This is a genomic window from Saccharothrix variisporea, assembly GCF_003634995.1.
Lineage (GTDB): Bacteria > Actinomycetota > Actinomycetes > Mycobacteriales > Pseudonocardiaceae > Actinosynnema > Actinosynnema variisporeum.
In genome coordinates this window covers 6,915,915-6,933,860 of record NZ_RBXR01000001.1, presented here as the reverse complement: position 1 = coordinate 6,933,860, position 17,946 = coordinate 6,915,915, and the positions used below count along the sequence as shown (strand labels likewise).

The 17,946-nt window shown below is 72.0% G+C and carries 20 protein-coding genes; 9 read left to right on the top strand and 11 right to left on the bottom strand.

Going from position 1 to position 17,946, the window contains the following annotated elements:
• The first annotated feature begins 90 nt into the window (after window positions 1-90).
• Window positions 91-990 carry a quinone oxidoreductase family protein gene (locus tag DFJ66_RS31625; protein ID WP_121226603.1) on the top strand — a complete coding sequence of 300 codons (900 nt, stop codon included), beginning with the start codon at window positions 91-93 and terminating at the stop codon, window positions 988-990.
• Here the strand turns inward: DFJ66_RS31625 and DFJ66_RS31620 are convergent.
• Window positions 910-2,142, bottom strand: a complete 1,233-nt coding sequence (locus DFJ66_RS31620) for a cytochrome P450 (RefSeq protein ID WP_211351386.1) — start codon at window positions 2,140-2,142, stop codon at window positions 910-912. The genes DFJ66_RS31625 and DFJ66_RS31620 overlap by 81 nt on opposite strands.
• Window positions 2,143-2,178: 36 nt before the next feature.
• On the opposite strand from DFJ66_RS31620, the gene DFJ66_RS31615 reads away from it, so the two are divergent.
• On the top strand, window positions 2,179-3,369 hold the full coding sequence (locus tag DFJ66_RS31615; protein WP_170199772.1) for an 8-amino-7-oxononanoate synthase: 1,191 nt from the start codon (window positions 2,179-2,181) through the stop codon (window positions 3,367-3,369).
• Here DFJ66_RS31615 and DFJ66_RS31610 read toward each other — a convergent pair.
• A complete protein-coding gene (locus DFJ66_RS31610; protein ID WP_121226600.1) occupies window positions 3,323-3,775 on the bottom strand; it encodes a GNAT family N-acetyltransferase in 453 nt (150 codons plus the stop codon). The genes DFJ66_RS31615 and DFJ66_RS31610 overlap by 47 nt on opposite strands.
• Window positions 3,776-3,795: 20 nt before the next feature.
• A complete protein-coding gene (locus DFJ66_RS31605) occupies window positions 3,796-4,515 on the bottom strand; it encodes a serine protease (RefSeq protein ID WP_121226598.1) in 720 nt (239 codons plus the stop codon).
• 171 nt (window positions 4,516-4,686) lie between these two features.
• Here DFJ66_RS31605 and DFJ66_RS31600 point away from each other — a divergent pair, with 171 nt between their 5' ends.
• Complete coding sequence (locus tag DFJ66_RS31600; RefSeq protein WP_121226596.1) at window positions 4,687-5,298, top strand: LysE family translocator; 612 nt, start codon at window positions 4,687-4,689, stop codon at window positions 5,296-5,298.
• A 310-nt stretch (window positions 5,299-5,608) separates the two neighbouring features.
• Here the strand turns inward: DFJ66_RS31600 and DFJ66_RS31595 are convergent, their stop codons facing one another.
• The 3 genes from DFJ66_RS31595 to DFJ66_RS31585 form a co-directional block, all read right to left on the bottom strand.
• Window positions 5,609-6,346, bottom strand: coding sequence for a serine protease (locus DFJ66_RS31595; protein ID WP_246029976.1), 738 nt, complete (start codon window positions 6,344-6,346; stop codon window positions 5,609-5,611).
• Window positions 6,347-6,388: 42 nt separating this feature from the next.
• Window positions 6,389-7,141 (bottom strand): S1 family peptidase, encoded by a 753-nt coding sequence (locus tag DFJ66_RS31590; protein WP_121226594.1) that lies wholly within the window; start codon window positions 7,139-7,141, stop codon window positions 6,389-6,391.
• Between the two features lie 103 nt (window positions 7,142-7,244).
• Window positions 7,245-8,267, bottom strand: coding sequence for a M48 family metallopeptidase (locus tag DFJ66_RS31585; protein WP_121226592.1), 1,023 nt, complete (start codon window positions 8,265-8,267; stop codon window positions 7,245-7,247).
• Between the two features lie 70 nt (window positions 8,268-8,337).
• On the opposite strand from DFJ66_RS31585, the gene DFJ66_RS31580 reads away from it, so the two are divergent.
• Together DFJ66_RS31580 and DFJ66_RS31575 are read left to right on the top strand one after the other, a co-directional pair.
• Complete coding sequence (locus tag DFJ66_RS31580) at window positions 8,338-9,270, top strand: alpha/beta hydrolase (protein WP_121232017.1); 933 nt, start codon at window positions 8,338-8,340, stop codon at window positions 9,268-9,270.
• 30 nt (window positions 9,271-9,300) lie between these two features.
• Entirely contained in the window at window positions 9,301-9,780 is a 480-nt protein-coding gene (locus DFJ66_RS31575) for a macro domain-containing protein (protein ID WP_121232015.1), read from the top strand.
• Here DFJ66_RS31575 and DFJ66_RS31570 read toward each other — a convergent pair.
• The gene (locus tag DFJ66_RS31570) at window positions 9,765-10,190 is read right to left on the bottom strand and encodes a VOC family protein (RefSeq protein WP_121226590.1); all 426 of its coding nucleotides are present in this window, start codon (window positions 10,188-10,190) and stop codon (window positions 9,765-9,767) included. The genes DFJ66_RS31575 and DFJ66_RS31570 overlap by 16 nt on opposite strands.
• 78 nt (window positions 10,191-10,268) lie before the next feature.
• Between DFJ66_RS31570 and DFJ66_RS43070 the strand changes: the two genes are divergently transcribed.
• Window positions 10,269-11,015 (top strand): helix-turn-helix domain-containing protein, encoded by a 747-nt coding sequence (locus DFJ66_RS43070; protein ID WP_170199770.1) that lies wholly within the window; start codon window positions 10,269-10,271, stop codon window positions 11,013-11,015.
• On the opposite strand, the gene DFJ66_RS31560 is transcribed toward DFJ66_RS43070, so the two are convergent.
• Window positions 10,972-11,811, bottom strand: coding sequence for a serine hydrolase (locus DFJ66_RS31560; protein WP_211351705.1), 840 nt, complete (start codon window positions 11,809-11,811; stop codon window positions 10,972-10,974). The genes DFJ66_RS43070 and DFJ66_RS31560 overlap by 44 nt on opposite strands.
• A complete protein-coding gene (locus DFJ66_RS31555; protein ID WP_121226588.1) occupies window positions 11,808-12,749 on the bottom strand; it encodes a LysR family transcriptional regulator in 942 nt (313 codons plus the stop codon). Before DFJ66_RS31555 ends, DFJ66_RS31560 begins: the two co-directional genes overlap by 4 nt.
• A gap of 92 nt (window positions 12,750-12,841) precedes the next feature.
• Here DFJ66_RS31555 and DFJ66_RS31550 point away from each other — a divergent pair, with 92 nt between their 5' ends.
• Window positions 12,842-13,795, top strand: a complete 954-nt coding sequence (locus DFJ66_RS31550; RefSeq protein ID WP_170199768.1) for an MBL fold metallo-hydrolase — start codon at window positions 12,842-12,844, stop codon at window positions 13,793-13,795.
• Here DFJ66_RS31550 and DFJ66_RS31545 read toward each other — a convergent pair.
• The gene (locus tag DFJ66_RS31545; RefSeq protein WP_121226584.1) at window positions 13,792-14,370 is read right to left on the bottom strand and encodes a TetR/AcrR family transcriptional regulator; all 579 of its coding nucleotides are present in this window, start codon (window positions 14,368-14,370) and stop codon (window positions 13,792-13,794) included. The two genes, DFJ66_RS31550 and DFJ66_RS31545, sit on opposite strands and share 4 nt — an antisense overlap.
• A gap of 122 nt (window positions 14,371-14,492) precedes the next feature.
• Between DFJ66_RS31545 and DFJ66_RS31540 the strand changes: the two genes are divergently transcribed.
• Both DFJ66_RS31540 and DFJ66_RS31535 read left to right on the top strand, forming a co-directional pair.
• Window positions 14,493-15,119: a CatB-related O-acetyltransferase gene (locus DFJ66_RS31540; RefSeq protein ID WP_121232011.1), complete on the top strand. Its 627-nt coding sequence runs from the start codon at window positions 14,493-14,495 to the stop codon at window positions 15,117-15,119.
• Window positions 15,120-15,191: 72 nt separating this feature from the next.
• Window positions 15,192-17,120 (top strand): patatin-like phospholipase family protein, encoded by a 1,929-nt coding sequence (locus DFJ66_RS31535; RefSeq protein ID WP_211351384.1) that lies wholly within the window; start codon window positions 15,192-15,194, stop codon window positions 17,118-17,120.
• Here DFJ66_RS31535 and DFJ66_RS31530 read toward each other — a convergent pair.
• The gene (locus DFJ66_RS31530) at window positions 17,104-17,910 is read right to left on the bottom strand and encodes an SAM-dependent methyltransferase (protein WP_121226582.1); all 807 of its coding nucleotides are present in this window, start codon (window positions 17,908-17,910) and stop codon (window positions 17,104-17,106) included. The genes DFJ66_RS31535 and DFJ66_RS31530 overlap by 17 nt on opposite strands.
• Window positions 17,911-17,946 lie beyond the last annotated feature (36 nt).

Sequence of the window (17,946 nt, the reverse complement as noted above, 5' to 3'; positions counted from 1 at the left end):
CGCACCTCCGGGGTTGACAGAAGTGGACCGACAGTCCGTATCGTAGCGGACAGCAAACCGGACCGATGGTCCGCTTCCAGAGGAGTGCAGATGCGCGCAGTGCGGTTCACCGAGTTCGGCCCGGCCGACGTGCTGAAGGTCGTGGAGGTGCCCGACCCGGTGCCCGGCCCCGGCGAAGAGCTGCTGCGGGTCACCGCGATCGGCGTGAACTTCGGCGAGACGGTCATCCGCTCGGGCAAGGGCCGCAGGCTGTTCCCCTGGTACCCGGCGGCAGCGGAACCGACCGGGCAGCTCGGCAGCGAGGTCGTCGGCGTCACCGCGGACGGCCGCCGGCTCATCGGCGTCCCGAACGGCGACGGGTACGCCGAGCTGGCCGTCGTGAAGGACGGCGTGGAGGTGCCCGACCACATCAGCGACCACGAGGCCCTCGCCCTGTTCCTCCAGGGCACCACGGCTCTTCACGCCGTCGAACGCGCCCGCGTCGCGCCCGGTGACCGCGTCCTGGTGGAGGCCGCTGCCGGCGGGGTCGGCAGCCTGCTGGTCCAGCTCGCCGCACGCGCCGGGGCCACCGTGGTCGCCGCCGCGAGCAGCGCCGAGAAGCGTGCGCACGCCCAGGCCCTCGGTGCGCACGAGACCGTGGACTACAGCGTCGAGGGCTGGGACCCCGGCGAGCTGGACGTGGTGTTCTCGTCGGTCGGCGGGGCCACCGCCCGGCGGTCCTTCGACCACCTGCGCAACGGCGAGGGCCGGCTGGTCGTGTTCGGGTTCGCCAGTGGTGAGCCGCTGGACGTCACCCCGGCGGACATCTTCGCCCGGGGCGTCTCGGTGATCGGCCTGTGGAACCCGCTCACGCCCGAGACCACCCGAAAGGTCTTCGAGCTGGACCTGCAGACGACGCTCGGCGACGCCCTACCGCTGGCCGAGGCCGCCCGCGCCCACGAGGCCCTGGAATCCCGCACCACCAGCGGAAAGCTCATCCTGGTCCCCTAGCTCGACCCGCACGCTCAGCGGCGCGCGGAACGACAGCAGCCCCAGCATGGGCGGCGGCTCGTCGGAGGCCAGGCGGAGGTTCGGGAACCGGTCGAACGTCTCCCGCAGCACCACTTCCGCCTCCAGCCGGGCCAGGCCCGCGCCGAGGCAGAAGTGCCGGCCGAACCCGAACGCGAGGTGCTTGCGGGCGTTGGGCCGCATCGGGCACAGCCGTTCCGGCTCGTCGAACACCTCCGGGTCGGACCCGGTGCCCGCGAGCATCAGCAGGAGCTGCGCGCCCTTCGGCACGGCCACCCCGGAGATCGTCACGTCCCGCGCCGCCACCCGCCGCCACGTGTTGACCGGCGGGTCGCGGCGCAACACCTCCTCCACGCACCGCTCGGCCATGCCGGGTTCCCCCAGCCGGGACCACAGGTCGCGGTGCCGCAGCACGGCGTCGAACACCGCGCACAGCAGCTGCGTCGTGGTCTCCTGGCCCGCGATCAGCAGGAAGTAGCACAGGCCGGCGGCGTCCCGGACCGGCACGTCCTCCCGGCGCAGCGCGGCGAACAGGTCGTCCCCGGCCGGGTCGGCGGCCTTGATCCGCGCGGTCAGCCACTGGTGGAACTCGGCGGCGGGCCCGGCCAGCTCGTGCTGGCGCTCGACGGTCACGTCACCCCAGAACAGCTCCAGCGACGCCGTGCTCCACGCCTTGAGCTTGTCGACGTCCACGTCCCGGATGCCCATGACCTCCAGCAACACCACCGCCGGCAGGTCCCGCGCCAACGCCGGGTGGAGATCGACGACACCGCTCAACCCGCGCAAACGTTCGCGCGCCAGCTCCGCGATCCGAGGACGCATCCGAGCGACCCTCGACGGGGTGAGGAAAGCCGCGACCAGCCGACGCAAACCCGTGTGGGTGTCGGTGCCGTTGTTGGCCAGGGTCGGCGGCAGTGAGAAGCCCGCGCGGGCCAGCGTGCGCAGGACCGGCGACGGGATCGGGGTCACGGCGGTCAGGGCGTTGTCGGGGTGGAAGGTCTTCGGGTCCGCCAGCACCGCCTTGACGTCGGCGTACCGGCTGACCAGCCACAACCCGGTCCGCTCGTCGCGGTGGACCGGTGCGTCCACGCGCAGCGACCGCAGGTCGTCCCGCCCGAGCTGGAAGAGGTCCACGCGGGGACGGTAACCGCCGGATGCGACACTGCCGGCGTGAGTGTCAGCACAGGGGTGTCCGCGCCGGAGTCCGTGTTCGACTGGATCGACACGCGCGCGGAGGCGCGCGCGAAGGCGGGCCTGGCCCGCCGGGTCCGCCCGCGGCCGGCCGACTCGACCGACCTCGACCTCGCGTCCAACGACTACCTGGGCCTGGCCCGGGACAAGCGGGTCGCGGGCGCGGCGGCGGCGGCCTCGCTGCGCTGGGGCGCGGGATCGACCGGGTCCCGCCTGGTCACCGGCTCCACCGACCTGCACACCGAACTGGAGTACGAGCTCGCCAACTTCTGCGGCACCCAGTCCGCGCTGGTGTTCTCCTCCGGCTACGCGGCCAACCTGGGCGTGCTCACCGCCCTGTCCGGCCCCGGCACGGCCATCGTCGCCGACCAGCACATCCACGCCTCGCTGATCGACGGCACCCGGCTGTCCAAGGCGGACGTGGTCGTCGCGGGCCACTGCGACGTGCCGAAGGTCGCCCACGCCCTGGCCACCCGCGGCAAGCGACGCGCTCTCGTGGTGACGGACTCGGTGTTCTCCGTGGACGGCGACCTGGCCCCGCTCGCCGAACTCGCCGCCACCTGCCGGGAGCACGGGTCGGCGCTGGTCGTGGACGACGCCCACGGCCTGGGCGTGGTGGGCGAGGGCGGCCGCGGCGCGGTGCACGCGGCGGGCCTGGCGAAAGCACCCGATGTGGTGACGACGGTGACGCTGTCGAAGTCGCTGGGCGCGATGGGCGGCGCGGTCCTGGGCCCGAGCCGGGTGATCAAGCACCTGGTGGACACCGCGCGCACGTTCATCTTCGACACCGGCCTGGCCCCCAGCAGCGCCGCCGCCGCACTGGCCGCGCTGAAGGTGCTCCGCGAGGAGCCCGACCGACCCACCCGCGCCCTCGACGTGGCCCAGGACCTGGCGTTCCGCTTGAAGGAGAAGGGTTTCCGGGTCAGCAACCCGACCGCCGCCGTGGTGTCCGTCCAGGCCCCGTCGCCGGAGGCCGCCGTGGCGTGGGCCGAGGCGTGCCGGGCGCAGGGCGTCCAGGTCGGCTGCTTCCGCCCGCCCTCGGTGCCCGACCAGATCTCCCGCCTCCGGCTGACCGCCCGCGCCGACCTGACCGAGGCCGACGTGGAGCGCGCGGTGCGGGTGATCAGCGAGACCGGCGCATCCGCAGGTGCGGTATCCCGTCCTCGATGAACTCCGCGCCCTCGGGCCGGAAGCCGAACGAGGCGTAGAAGTCGGCGACGTAGGTCTGGGCGTCCAGCACGCACTCGGTGCGCCCGACCTCGACCAGCGCGGCTTCCACCAGCCGGCGGCTGAACCCGAGACCGCGTGCGGCACGGGCCGTGCAGACGCGGCCGATGCGGTAGGTGCCGTCGGGTTCCTCCAGCAGCCGCAGGTAGGCCTGGGTCGTGCCGTCGGTCTCCAGCCAGAAGTGCCGGGTCGTGGGTTCGAGGTCACGGCCGTCGAGGTCGGCGTAGACGCAGTTCTGCTCGACCACGAACACCTCGTTGCGCAGCTTGAGCAGCTGGTAGAGCTCCGCCGCGCTCAGGTCGGCGGACCACTTGCGGCGCAGCGTGGCCGGGAAGGGTTGCGAACGCACCTCGGATTGGTACCACAGTCTCAGATGCGGTCGCGGTACCGGCTCACCCTCGTGTAGGCCCCGGGCAACCCGGCCCGCGCACACCCCTTGCCGTAGGACACGATCCCGACCAGCGCGCCGCGCACGGTCAACGGGCCACCGGAGTCACCCTCGCAGGCGTCCCGGCCGCCGTCCGGGTAGCCCGCGCACAACATCGCGTCGGGCCGGAACCCCTCCAACACCCGCCCGCACGCCTGGTCGTCCAGCACCGGCAGGTCCACTTCGCGCAGCGTCGGACTCGGCGGCGCGAGTTCGGCGGTACGCCCCCACCCCAACACGGTCCCCACGTCCCCCGGCCCGGCCTCCCCCAACGGCACCGGCCGGTAGGGCAACTTCTCCACCAACGTCAACGTGGCGATGTCGTCCCCTTGCGCCGCACTGCGGAAGTCCGGGTGCCGCCACACGATCGACACCCGCGCCTCGCGCCCGTCCTTGCGTCCGAGGTCCCTCCGCCCGGCCACGACCCGGATGTCCCCGGCCCGCCGCTCGTGAGTGCCGAACGCCGTCCGCTCCACCGTGCAGTGCGCGGCGGTCAGCACCTTGTCGGCCGCGATCAACGCCCCACCGCAGTAGAAGTTGCCGTTCGCGTCGTAGAGCGCCACCACCCACGGCTGGTCGGCAGCCTCCCGCCCACCCACGACAGCGGCAGCCGGCGTGGCGGCGAGGACGAGCACGGCGAGGACCAGCGCGCTGATGCGCATGGAGCACCCCTCTACGACAGGTGGCCGAATGGGCACTGACAGTAGCGGGGACGTACGCGTGGTATCAAATCCGGAAAATCTGTTGTTAGGATGCGGTAGGACCGAAGATTTCACGGCGAGTGAGGCAGATCACGCGCATCTATCCGGTCAACTCCGAGGGAGGGGAGACACATGCACCTGGACTTCACCCAGCTGCCGACGTTCCTGATCGCGTGCGCGGTGGTCGTGCTGCCGCCAGGCGTGGACGCCTTCCTCCTGCTCCGGACATCGATGCGCGCCGGCACCCGAGCGGGCCTGTGGGCCCTGGCCGGCATCCACACCGCCGCCGCCGTGCAGGTGTTGCTGGTGATCTCGGGCCTGGGCGTGGTGATCGCGAAGTACCCGCCGGTGCTGACGGGCCTGCGCTGGATCGGCGCGGCGTACCTGCTGTACCTGGCGGTGACCATCGCGCGCGGCCTGATCCGGCGGGCATCGGTCGGCGACAGCGGCGAGGTGGCATCGGTCCGACCGTTCCGGCAGGGCTTCCTGACCAACATCACCAACCCGAAGATGCTGCTGTTCTCGCTCGCGTTCCTGCCGCAGTTCATCGGCACCGGGACCCCCACGGCACAGCTGGGAATGCTGGCCGTGGTGTTCCTCGCCGCAGCGGCCCTGTGGGAACTGTTCATCGTCCTAGCCGCAGGCCGCATGGCCACCCGCCTAGGCCGCCCAAGCGTCACAACCGCCCTCGACGCCGTGTGCGCCGCAGTGTTCTTCACCATGTCGGTCGGCCTAGTCGTCTAACTACGCGCGCAGCGCGCGGGTGTCGTGGTCCCAACCACAGGTGGAGGGCCTCGGTTCCCCCGCCGTATGGCCTGCCCGAAGGGCTACCGCACTTCGGGTCGGGTGCAGCCGAAAATCTTGTGAGGAACGAGCAAGATTTTTAGCGGCACCCGGCCCGAAGTGTGGTTGGCTCCGCCAGGCCATGCGGCGGGGGAACCGACGCCCTTCACCCCCCGCTGGCGGCCTGCCGCGCGGCGAGCGCCGCTTTTCATCTTGAAAGCGCGCCAGCGCATCGCTTGAGAGCGCAGCGAAGCTCTAGAACCTCTCGAAGCTAATCAGTCACGTAGTGCTTGACGCGCGTGTACATGCCGGGCTTGCCCGGACGCGCACACCCCTCGCCCCACGAAACGATCCCGGCCAGCTTGCCGTTCACCACGAACGGGCCGCCCGAGTCGCCCTGACACGCGTCCTTGCCGCCCTCCGGGAAGCCCGCGCAGAACATCGCGATCTTGTTGTACTGGTCGTAGGCCTCGTGGCAGTCCTTGTTGGACAAGACCGGCACGTCGACCTCGCGCAGCACGTCACTGGTCTGACCACCCTCGGTCGTGCGGCCCCAGCCGAGCACCGTGCCGACGGTGCCGGGCCGGTACAGGACGTCCGCCGGTTCGGGCAGCTCGATGGGCTGGTACCGGCTCGGGAACGTCGTCTCCGTGGTGAGCCAGGCGATGTCGTCGCCCTTCTCCGCGGCCTCGTAGTCCGGGTGCACCCGGATCGTCGTCACCTTCGACACCACGCCCTCGCCCGTGGTGAGGTCCAGGCGCCCGGCCACGACGCGGATGTCCTCCGGCTTCAAGCCCACCATGCAATGGGCCGCCGTCATCACCTGGTTCGGCTTGGTCAGCGCGCCGCCGCAGAACTGCCTGCCCTCCGCGGTCAAGAGGGCCACGACGAACGGGTAGTCGGCGACGTCCTCCACGACTGTACCGCCGACGATCTTCGGGTCCTCGGTCGCGGCGGCGGACGGGGCGAGGGTCACCAGTGCCAGCAGCACAGCCAGGAAAGTCCTCATGACCAGCACTGAAGTGAGTCGCCCCGACCTCCGCCACTCGAATCACCCGGTCGTGGTGCTCGCGATCTGCTGGAGCAGGACGTCCCGATAGGCCCCGACCCGGGAGTACACGCCGTACTTGTCCGGCCGGGCGCAGCCCTCGCCCCAGGACGTGACGCCGATGAGGGTGTCGCCGACGACCAGCGGGCCGCCGGAGTCGCCCTGGCAGGTGTCCTTGCCGCCCTCGCGGTAGCCGGCGCAGACCATCGACTCGGCCTTGAACAGCGAGTAGGACTGCTCGCAGTCGTCGTCGGAGACCACCGGCAGGGTCACGCCCATCAGGTAGCGGGACGCGGGCGCCTGCTCGCTGGTCCGGCCCCAGCCCAGCGCGAACGCCTTGGTGCCGGGCGCGTACAGCGACTCGCCCTGGACCAGCTGCGCCGGGCGCGCGGTCACCGCCTCGCGCAGGGTCAGGACGGCCACGTCGGAGCCCTGGTCGGCGCTGGTGTAGTCCGGGTGGACCCAGATGCCCGACAGGCGCACGACCTTGCCCTTGGTGCTCTGCTTGTCCTCGCGCCCCACCACCACGCGGGTCGACCGGGCGGTGCGGCCGACCGCGCAGTGGCCCGCCGTGACGACCTTGGTCGGTGCGACGAGGGTGCCGCCGCAGAACTGGTTGCCGCTCGCGTCCGTGATGTACACGACCCACGGGTGGTCGGCGATGCTCACCCGGTCCCCGCCCACGACTCTGGGGTCGGCCGCCGCCGTCCCGCCGAAGAGCACCGCCAACACCGCAACCAGCACGCCCAGTCGCACAAGGCCTCCTCTGATCGAGAGATCTCCCGCAGAGGCTAGTGAGAACGGGCGTCCACGCTACGCCAATCGGCGGAGTGGCGCGGTTGTCACACGTTCGAGTTAGCTACTCGCCGTTGCCGCCGAACTTCGACCGGACCTTGCCCGCCGCGCCGACGAGCACGTCGCCGACCTCGTTGAGCACCTTGACCAGCGGGTCCTCCGAGCGGGCGGCGGACTCCTTGTAGGAGCGGGCCGCGTTCTTGATGTCCTCGGTGAACGACGACGTCGGGCGGTCGTCCTCGCGGCGCGGGTAGGTGCCGGTGAGGATGCCGCGGTACTCCTCGCCCGCCGCCCACCGCTGGAGCTCGGCCGCGCGCACGACGGCCATCGGGTGGGTCCGCCGCCAGGTGTTGGCGAGCTTGAGGACGCTGTCGCGCACGTCCTCGACCTGCTCGTACTCCTTGGCCTGCTTGAGGAACTCGGCCGTGTCCACCTGCGACACGTCCATGCCGCCCGCCATCGCCACGTGCACGCGCAGCGCGGCGGCCGGGTCCTGGCCGACCAGCAGGCCGGCGCGGTCGCAGCTCAGCTCGGTCTTGCGGTACCACTCGGTGAGCGCGGCGATCACCGCGCGGACCGCCCAGTAGCCGGCGGGCATCCAGCCGAGGCTGTTCTGCAGCTGCATGAGCCGGAACAGGATCGTGCGGTACAGGGCGTGGCCGGACAGGACGTGCCCCATCTCGTGACCGATCGCGAACCGCAGGCCCTCGGTGTCCAGCAGCTCGACCAGGCCCGTGGTGAGCACGATGAACGGCTTGTCGATGCCCAGCGTCAGGGCCTGCGGGTCGGGGTTGCGCTCGATGAAGACCTCCGGCACCGGGTCGAGGTCCAGCGCCGCCGCGGCTTCCTTCCGCAGCCCGTCGATCATCGGGTACTGGCGCGGCCCGACCCGGATCGCCGACGCCACGTACAACAGCCGCTCACCGCGCTCGGTGAACGCCCCCGCCACCGCCTGCAACACCGGCCCGATGCCCGGCACCGCGCGCAAGACCGCCAACGCCCCCCGGTCGGCCGGGTGCTCGTAGGCCCGCGGGCTGATGCCGGGGAACCGCACGCGCGAACTCGACCGCTCGATCTCCTCGCTCATGCCCTCCACACTGCCACGGGTGGCCGGCGTCATCTCCCCGAAACGGTGAATCCCGATGCACACTGACGCGATGACCGCAGACGTGCTCGGCACCGACTACGAGACCCGGACGCTGCCCCTGGGCGGCGGGGACCTCAGCGCGACCCTGGTCCGCCGCAGAGCCCAGCCGGCGACCCGCGGCGCGGTGCTGTACGTGCACGGCTTCGCGGACTACTTCTTCCAGAAGCACGTGGCCGAGCACTTCACCGCGCGCGGCTTCGACTTCTACGCGCTGGACCTGCGCGCGTACGGCCGTTCGCTGAAGGCGGGCCAGACGGCGAACTTCGTGACCGACCTCGCGGAGCACTTCGAGGAGGTCGACGCGGCGGTGCGCGTGGTCCGCGAGGAGGACGGGCACCAGCACCTGGTCGTGATGGGGCACTCCACGGGCGGGCTGATCACGTCGCTGTGGGCGCACGAGCGGCGGTCGGACGGGCTGTTCGACGCGCTGGTGCTCAACAGCCCGTGGCTCGACCTGGCCGAACCGTGGATCACGCGGACGGTCGGTACGGCATTGATCCGCGGTGTCGGGCGGATCGCGCCGAAGCTGGTGCTGAAGAAGGGCTTGGGGCCGGTGTACGGCCAGAGCATCCACTCCGACCACCACGGCGAGTGGGACTTCGACACGACGTGGAAGCCGATCGAGGCGTTCCCGGTCCTGGCGGGCTGGCTGCGCGCGATCCGCCGCGGTCATGCGCTGGTGCACCGGGGCTTGGACGTGTCCGTGCCCGTGCTCGTGCTGCGGTCGGCGCGCAGCCACCTGCACGCGCGGTCGTGGACACCGGAGGCGATGGGCGCGGACACCGTGCTGGACGTCGAGCACATGCAGCGGTGGGCACCGAAGATCGGGCGTCGGGTGACGGTGGTGCAGGTGGAGAACGGCCTGCACGACCTGTTCCTGTCGGCGGAACCCGTGCGCAACCGGGCGTTGGCGGAGATCGACGAGTTCCTGGACTCGATCTGACTGTCGGTGGTCGTGGGTAGCGTCCCCGGCATGGCGGAGATCCTCTACCTGGCCGGAGACGCGACCAGCCCGCAGGCCAAGGGCCCCAAGCTGATCGCGCACGTGTGCAACGACCGCGGCGGGTGGGGCAAGGGGTTCGTCCTGGCGGTGTCGCGGCGGTGGCCGGAGCCGGAGGCCGCCTACCGCCGCTGGCACCGCGAGCGCGCCCGCAACGACTTCGGGCTGGGCGCGGTCCAGGTGGTGCAGGTCAAGCCGGACACGTGGGTCGCCAACATGATCGGCCAACACGGCACGAAGACCAGCCGCAGCTCCGGCCCGCCGATCCGCTACGACGCCCTCCAGGAGTGCCTGCGCGAGCTGGCCGGCCACGCCGAGCGGCTGGGTGCGAGCGTCCACATGCCCCGCATCGGCGCCGGGTTGGCGGGCGGCCGGTGGGAACGCGTCGAACCGCTGGTGGTCGACGCGCTCACCGGCCGGGGCATCGCCGTGACGGTCTACGACTTCTCGTAGCGCTCGTGCGGTTGTGGGCGGTGGTGGACGTATTCGACCACTGTGCCGTCGGGGTGGCGGGCGGTGAAGCCGACGCCGGTGGGGACGTCCACCGGCGGGTCGGTGATGGTTGCGCCCTCGGCTTCAAGGCGGGTGAGGTAGGTGGTCACGTCGTTCACCAGGAGGGTGCCGTGAGTGGCGCGATACGGGGTCGTGGTCTCGGCGTCGCCCTCGATCAGCAGGAACGCACCCACCGTGGCCAGGGACAAGCCCTTCTCCGGGTAGTCGAAGCGCAAGTCCACCTCCACGTCCTGGAGGCGTTCGTAGAAGCCGATCGCGTCCGCTAGGCCGCCCGGCGGGACGAAGGCGCGGATGTAGACGCGAGGGGCCGTGCGGGTCGAGGAGTCGGGGTCGCGGCGCCACAAAGTCATGGACGTCAGGGTCGTCGGCCCGCGACCAAGGGGCGAGACGGGCGTTTGTGCTGTTAGTGGCGGTAATAGGTTGGGGTCATGTCGACCAGACGGGAGTTGGGGCGGTTCCTGCGGGCGCACCGGGCGTTGGTGAGCCCGGCGGACGTGGGGCTGGTCGGGGCCGGGCGGCGGCGGACGCCGGGGTTGCGGCGGGAGGAGGTCGCGGCGCTGTCCGGGGTCGGGGTGGCCTGGTACACCTGGCTCGAACAGGGGCGGGTGGACACGTCCCGGCAGGTGTTGGACGCGGTCGCGCGGGCGTTGCGGCTCGACGCGGACGCCCACCGGCACGTGCTGGCGTTGGCCGGGTTGCGGCCCGCGCAGAGCGTCGCGGACCTGGAGGCGTTGCGACCGGTCGTGGACGGGCTCGGTGCGCCGGCGGCGGTGGTGGACCGGTGGTTCGACGTGGTGGCGGCCAACGCCGGGTTCGTCGAGTTGGGGCTGCCCGACCGGAACCTGGTGCTGGGGTTCACCCATCCGGCGTGGCGGGCACGGGTGCCGGACTGGGAACCGTTGGCGCAGAACGCGTTCCGCCAGGTGCGGGCCCACGCCGACCGGACGCCCGACGACCCGCGGGGCCGGGAGCTGCTGCGGGAGCTGGAAGAGCGGCGGACGGAGCTGGCCGCGTGGTGGGAGTGCCGGGCGGTGCGGGAGTTCGCGCCGGTGCAGGCCACTGTGGACGGTCGGCGGCGGCGGTTCGCGTTGTTGCGGGGCGGGGAGGCGGCCGACGCCGGGGTGCTGGTGGTCAGCGCAGGTGCTCCACCGCCAGACGGGCCGCCGTGCCGATGACCGCGTCCGCCGCGGGCAGGGTGAAGGCCGTGCTCGCGCTGCGCGTGAACACCGCCACCGCGTACCGGCCGCCGTCCGGGTAGGAGACCACGCCGACCTCGTTGCGCACGGTCGGCAGGGTGCCGGTCTTGCCCGCGACCCGTACGTCGTCGAACGGGAAGCCGGACGCGAGGCGGTGCGGCCACACCTGGAGGCTCATGGCGCGGCGGATCGGCTCGTAGACGTCCTCCGCGAAGACGTGGGTGAGCAGGCTCGTCATCTCGCGGGCCGTGCCGCGGTTGGTGCGGGTCGGGTCGAGGGCGCGCAGGCGGGACAGCACGACCGGGTCGGTGAGCGCGGCGGGGAGTTCGGCGGGCGCGGCGTCCTCGGCCAGGGAGCGCATGAAGTCCCGGGCGCGGTGGACGACCGCGGTCCTGGTCAGGCCCAGGTCGCGGAGCACGCGGTTGACCTCGTCCAGGCCGACGACGTCCACGAGCGCGTCGGCGGCGGCGTTGTCGGACACCGTGATCGCCAGGAAAGCCAGGTCGCGCAACGACATCGTGACCGGGTCGAGCAGTCCGCCGATGCCGGTCGGGCCGGTGCTGCGGTCGCCCGGGTCGAGGGTGACGCGCCGGGTGAGGTCGATGCCGCTGCGGTACAGGGCCACCAGCAACGGCAGCTTGAAGACGCTCGCCAGCACCACGGGTTCGTCCGCGCCCACGGCCACCTGACGGGTCGGGTCGGCGAGGTCGACGGCGTGCAGCCGGCCGGTGACCCCGGCGTCGGCGAACGCGGCACGGATGCGGGCGGCGCTCACGACAGGTACTCCGCGGCCGGGCGCGGGTAGCGCGGGAGGGTGCCCTCGGCGGGACGCATGCCCCGCGCCACCAGGACTTCCGCGACGGCGTCGGCGAACGCGGTGACCGCCGGGGTGTGCCTGCCGCGCGGCCATGCGGGCGCGGTCCGCCACAGCAGCGGTGTGCCGCGCAGGGGTCGCCAGGCCACATCGGCGGGCGGCGACACGCCGTCGTGCAACGCCACCGCGCCGCCCGCGAGCACCAGGCCCAGCGCGAACTCGGCGGTTCCCGCTTGGTGCACCTCGGTCGGCGTGTACCCGTGCCGGGCGCAGGTGGTGAGGACTTCGTCGTGCAACGCGGGCGCGGCGGCACGCGGGAACAGGACGAGACCGAGTCCGTTCAGGTCGGCCAGCCGCACGTCGGGCGCGGCGGCCAGCGGGTGGTCCGGGCGCAGCAGCACGCCCAACGGGCTGGTCAGCACCTCGCCCAGGCTCAGCCAGGACACGTCGAACGGCAGCCGCAGCACGCCCACGTCCAAGGTGCGGTCCGCCAGGGCGCGGAGCTGCTCGGCGGTGCCGATCTCGCGCAGCTTCAACTCGACCGGGCTGCGCTCGCGGAACGCGGGCAGCAACGCGGCGACCGCCCGACCACCGAGGTCCGGCGGCACGCCCGCGCGCAACACCCCCGCCTCACCCCGCCGGAACCGCTCGGCCAGCCCGCGCAACCGGTCCTCGCCGGCCAGCACGTCCCGCGCCTCGGGCAGCAACTGGCGCCCGGCGTCGGTGAGGGCGACGCGTCGGGCGTCCCGGTCGAACAGGCGGACGCCGAGCTCGCGTTCCAGCCGCTGGATGCTCTGCGACAACGGCGGCTGGGACATGTGCAGGCGGACGGCGGCACGCCCGAAGTGCAGCTCCTCGGCGACCACGAGGAAGTACCGGAGGTACCGCAGCAGGTCCACGAGCAGCGATGATAGCGGTTCGCATATCGCTGCCCGCGCGATATTGGACTTGGACACGTGCGGCGGTGCGCTGCTGTCCTGGGGTCATGTGCTTGAACAGACGACAGGTCTTGGTCGGGTCGGCGGCGGCGCTGGCGGGCTCGGCGCTGGCGGGGTCCGCGATGCCGGCATCGGCCGTCCAGGCGTCAGCGGTGCCGGAGTTCGCCGAAGGGCGCAGCGGGGTGCGGATGCGCTGGCTGGGCGTCGCCGGGTGGGAGCTGACCTTCGCCGGCCGGCGCGTGGTGATCGACCCGTACCTGACCCGGCTGCCGGTGTTCGACCAGGCGGGGAAGTTCATCGAGAACCACCCGCTGCGCGTGCGGACGGACCTGGTGGACCGGCACCTCGCCGAAAAGCCCGAGCTGGTGCTGGTGACGCACGGGCACTACGACCACATGTTGGAGGCGCCGTACCTGGTGCAAAAGCACGGTTCCCGCGTGATCGGGAGCGAGACGCACCGGAACCTCCTGCTGGCACAGGGCGTTCCCAAGGCGAACGTGACGCTGGCCGGCGGCGGGGAGCACCTGGACTTCCACGGCTTCACCGTGCAGGTGTTCCGCAGCCTGCACTCGGTCTTCAAGGACTACAGCACCTTCGCGCCCGGCACCCTGACCGGCGTCCCCCAGCGCCCGGAGACCATTTCGGACCTGGTCGAGGGCGGGACCCTGGCGTACCTGGTGGACGTCGGCGGTTTCTCGGTGCTGTTCCTGTCCGGTGCGGCGAACTTCGTGGAGCGCGAGGTGGCGGGGCTGCGGCCGGACGTGCTCGTGCTGGCGATGAGCGGGCACGCCAACGTCTTCGACTACACGGCCCGTGCGTTGCGCGCGACCCGACCGCGGGTGGTCGTGCCCAGCCACCACGACGACATGGTGACCCAGCTCGACGACCCCGCCCTGCCGCCGCGCGGCAACCCGGCGGCCGCGGCGGAACTGGCGGAGACGGCGAAGCGGCTCGGGCTCGCCACCCGCGTGCTCGACCCGGAGGTCCTGCGCTGGTACGAGTTCTAGACAGCTCCGGCCCGTGCGGCGGCCAGTGCCGCGCGGGCCGATCGGCGGGCGGTGTCGTGGTCCAGGGGTTCGCCGGTGATGAAGATCCGGTAGTACAGCGGGGCGCAGGTCAGGCGGACGAGCTCGACGGGGTCGGTGTCCTCGGGCACTTCTCCGCGTGCGATGGCGCGGGTCACGACCTCGGCGGCCTGGGTGTGGCGGGCGGTGTAGAAGTCCCTTTTGGCCTCGCGGGCGCGTTCGGAGTGCAGGGCGGCGGTGACGATCGCCTCGGGCACGGCCCGTTGGGCGGGGTCGGTGAAGGCTTGGACGACCTCGTCGGCGATGGCGATCAGGTCGCCTTCGAGGGTGCCGGTGTCGGGGACCGGCCAGTCGGTGCCGCGGGCCTGGTCGAGGGCGTCGGCGATGAGGACGTCGATCGTGGCCCAGCGGCGGTAGACGGTGGTCTTGTGCACGCCGGCGCGGGTGGCGACGTTCTCCACCGTCAGGCCGAGGTAGCCGTGCTCGACCAGCTCGGCGTAGGTCGCGGCGAGGACGGCTTCGCGGACGCGGGCGGAACGTCCCCCTGGTCTGGTCACCCCGCCATCCTAAACGCAACTGGTGTTGCATTTGCCGGCAGCCTGCGGCATGCTTAACGCAACCCGAGTTGCGATTAGGAGTCGCTTTGACGTTCATCCCCGACCCGACCACCGTCCACCCGATGCCCGCCCACCCCCGGGTCGTGCTGCTCAAGCCGCTGGTCGACGCGCCGACCATCGAGGTGGGCGAGTACACCTACTACGACGACCCGGAGCACGCGGCGGAGTTCCAGACGCGGAACGTGCTGTACGCGTACGGGACCGAGCGGCTGGTGATCGGGAAGTTCTGCGCCCTGGCGACCGGGACCCGTTTCATCATGGCCGGCGGCAACCACCTGACCACGGGCGTCTCGACGTTCCCGTTCACCATGTTCGGCGGTCGGTGGCAGACCGACACGCTGGACCTGGTGACGGGCATGACCTCGCGCGGGGACACCGTGGTCGGCAACGACGTGTGGTTCGGCTACAACACCCTCGTCATGCCGGGCGTGCGCATCGGCGACGGGGCGATCATCGCGTCCGGCTCGGTGGTGACAGCCGACGTGCCGCCTTACACGGTGGTCGGCGGCAACCCGGCGAAGCCCGTGAAACAGCGCTACCCCACCGCCGACGTGGACCGCCTGCTGCGCGCCGCGTGGTGGGACTGGCCGATCACGCTGGTGACCGACCACGTGCGCACCATCATGTCCGGCACGCCGTCCGAGGTCGAGGCGATCGCCCGCGACCACGGGCTGCTGAAGGACTTGTGACACGAGCCGGTTGGTCTAGCGACGGGTCCCGGCCGTTGGCGCGATCATTGAGCGCGCACCGAGGAGGTCGGGATGACCGATGACCGCGAGGAGTTCAACCGGTACTGCGACGTCACCATGCGGGGTGGGGCGGCCAGCGGGGTCGTGTACCCGTGGGCCGTTGTCGAGCTGGCGCGGCACTACCGGTTCCGGTCGTTGGGGGGTGCGTCCGCCGGGGCCATCGCCGCCGCCTTCACCGCTGCCGCCGAGAAGGGGCGCGACGAAGGCGGGTTCGACAAGCTCGAGGACGTGATCCGCTGGTTCGCCGGGCCGGACTGGCGGCTGGCGCAGCTCTTCCAGCCCAGCGAGCACACCCGCAAGCTCTACCGGATCGTCGCCGCCTCCATGCAGTCCCGCGACACCACCGGCCGCAGCGCCACGACGTGCCTCGTCCTCGCCCTCCTCGGGGCCATCGGCTTCCGCGCCAAGCTCGCCCTCGGACTGGCGCTCGCGCTCTGGCTCGTCGGGCCGGTGGCGTGGTTCCTGAGCCTGGACTGGGGTGGCACGCCGACCTGGGTGCTGGTCGCGGTCATCGTCACCGTGCTGGTCGTGGTCCCGAGCGTCCTGGTCCGCGTCCGGCCTCGGCGTCGAACGCGCAAGACCGCGTGGATCAGACGACTGGGCACGGCGGTCCTGCTCGGGTTGCCGCTCCTCCCCGTCTACCTCGCCACCCGCTGGACCGCTCCCAGCCTGGCCTCCGCCGCCACCGCGACCGCCTGGTGGATGGTGCTCGGCTTCGCCTTCGTCAGCGCGGTGGGCGTGACCTACTTCCTGGGCGCCCGGCGGTTCCTGGCCGACAAGGCGCAGACCATCCACTTCGGACTCGTCCCGGGCACGGGCGAGTTCACCGCGAACTTCTGGGACCGGCGCTGCGGCGTCCCGCGCTCGACGGGCGTGCCGCCGATGAGCGACTGGTTCGCCGACCGCCTGGACGACCTGTCCGGCAAGCAGAACCTGCGGTTCTCGGACCTCACCACGACCCTCGTGCTGATGACGACCGACCTGTCCGAAGGCCGCCCCTACCGCCTGCCCTTCACCGAACCCGCCGCCGCCTGGCTCTACTGCACCCGGTGCCTGAACGCCGTTGTGCCGCAACGGATCACCGACGCCCTCGACGGCACGGGAACCCCGCACGCCTGCCCGTTGCACAAGGACGAAACCCTGCGCACCCTCCCCCGGGACCTCCCGGTGGCGCTGGCCGTGCGGATGAGCATGCCGATGCCCGGACTGATCGCCGCCGTCCCGCTGTGCCGCGCCGAACCGGAACCGCGCGTGCACTGGTTCTCGGACGGCGGCATCACCAGCAACTTCCCCATCCACTTCTTCGACAGCCTGCTGCCGCGCTGGCCCACCTTCGGCCTGACCCTCGGCCCGTTCCGGGACGGCACCGACCCCGTGTGGCTGCCCGAACAGGACGCGTCCACCACCGGCACCCCCTACCGGGACGTCACCCGCCCGCTCCAGTTCGCCACCGCGATCCTGGACACCATGCTGGACTGGCGCGACACCATGCAGTCCGCGCTGCCCGGCTACCGGGGCCGCATCGCGCACATCCGCCTGGCCGAGGGCGAAGGCGGCACGAACCTGTTCATGACGCCCGAGACGATCCTGACCCTCGCCGAACGCGGCCGACGCGCGGGCGCGCTGCTGCGCGACCGGTTCACCGCCGACGACGCCGAGAAGACCGACCGCTACCGCTGGATCCGGATGCGGCTGGCCATGCGCGAGTACCAGCAGCTCGCCGCGCAGGCCAAGCAGCGCGCCGACCTCTACGAAGACCTCGCCGACGACTACCCGATCCCGCCGGACCTGCACGAGTGGTTCGAGACGCCGCCGGCGGGCACCGACCCGCACGGCCCCGACGTCGTCCTCACCCTGGAGGGCTTGGCGGGGCTGCCGCCGGGTCCGTTCGACGGCGAACCGCCGGTGGACCCGGACCTGCGCCTCACGCCCCCGGAATAGGCTTGCGGCCCACGCCGACGTACGCGCTGATGAAGGCGTCGTCGGAGTCCGGCCGCCACTCCGGCAGCGCCACCACACCCGGCTCCACCACGTCGAACCCGGTGAAGAACGCGGCGATCTCCTCGTGCGAGCGCAACGCCAGCGGGCTGTCGGTGCGGCGGTAGATCGCCTTGATGCGCTCGGTGTCCTGGAGCCCGTCGCGGGGGACGCCCTCCAGGCTGCCGTGCGACAGGGCCAGCCAGCTGCCGGCCGGCAGGGCGTCGCGGTAGCGGGCCACGGCCGCGCCCGGCTCGTCCGAGTCCGGCACGAAGTGCAGCACGGCGACCATCAGCACCGCGATGGGCCGCTCGAAGTCCAGCACGTCCCGGGCGGCCTTGAGGACCGCGTCCACGTCGCGCAGGTCGGACTGCACGGCCGTCGCGCCCGGGTTGCCCGCCAGCAGGGCCGTGCTGTGCGCGACCGCGACCGGTTCGACGTCGACGTAGAGCACGCGGGCCGCCGGGTTGGCCTGCTGGGCGATCTCGTGCACGTTCCCCACGGTGGGGATGCCGGAGCCGAGGTCGAGGAACTGGTCCACGCCCTGCTCCACCAGGAACCGCACGGCGCGGCGCAGGAACGACCGGTTGGCGCGGGCGGCGCCGGCCATGCCGGGGTAGATCCGCTCCACCGACTGCGCGGCCTCGCGGTCCACCGCGAAGTTGTGCGACCCGCCCAGGAAGTAGTCGTACATCCGGGCCGCGCTCGGGCGGTCCAGGTCCACCGACGCCGGGACCCAGCTAGCCTGCTCCATGCCATCCCCTCCACCGCTTCGACGCGCGTGATCGTC

Coding starts and splice junctions, on each gene's coding strand:
- DFJ66_RS31585 (WP_121226592.1), bottom strand. CDS start 8,267: ATGAGCGAGGAGATCGAGCGGTCGAGTTCGCGCGTGCGGTTCCCCGGC.
- DFJ66_RS31580 (WP_121232017.1), top strand. CDS start 8,338: ATGACCGCAGACGTGCTCGGCACCGACTACGAGACCCGGACGCTGCCC.
- DFJ66_RS31535 (WP_211351384.1), top strand. CDS start 15,192: ATGACCGATGACCGCGAGGAGTTCAACCGGTACTGCGACGTCACCATG.
- DFJ66_RS31540 (WP_121232011.1), top strand. CDS start 14,493: ATGCCCGCCCACCCCCGGGTCGTGCTGCTCAAGCCGCTGGTCGACGCG.
- DFJ66_RS31625 (WP_121226603.1), top strand. CDS start 91: ATGCGCGCAGTGCGGTTCACCGAGTTCGGCCCGGCCGACGTGCTGAAG.
- DFJ66_RS31605 (WP_121226598.1), bottom strand. CDS start 4,515: ATGCGCATCAGCGCGCTGGTCCTCGCCGTGCTCGTCCTCGCCGCCACG.
- DFJ66_RS31570 (WP_121226590.1), bottom strand. CDS start 10,190: ATGACTTTGTGGCGCCGCGACCCCGACTCCTCGACCCGCACGGCCCCT.
- DFJ66_RS31595 (WP_246029976.1), bottom strand. CDS start 6,346: ATGAGGACTTTCCTGGCTGTGCTGCTGGCACTGGTGACCCTCGCCCCG.
- DFJ66_RS43070 (WP_170199770.1), top strand. CDS start 10,269: ATGTCGACCAGACGGGAGTTGGGGCGGTTCCTGCGGGCGCACCGGGCG.
- DFJ66_RS31575 (WP_121232015.1), top strand. CDS start 9,301: ATGGCGGAGATCCTCTACCTGGCCGGAGACGCGACCAGCCCGCAGGCC.
- DFJ66_RS31530 (WP_121226582.1), bottom strand. CDS start 17,910: ATGGAGCAGGCTAGCTGGGTCCCGGCGTCGGTGGACCTGGACCGCCCG.
- DFJ66_RS31600 (WP_121226596.1), top strand. CDS start 4,687: ATGCACCTGGACTTCACCCAGCTGCCGACGTTCCTGATCGCGTGCGCG.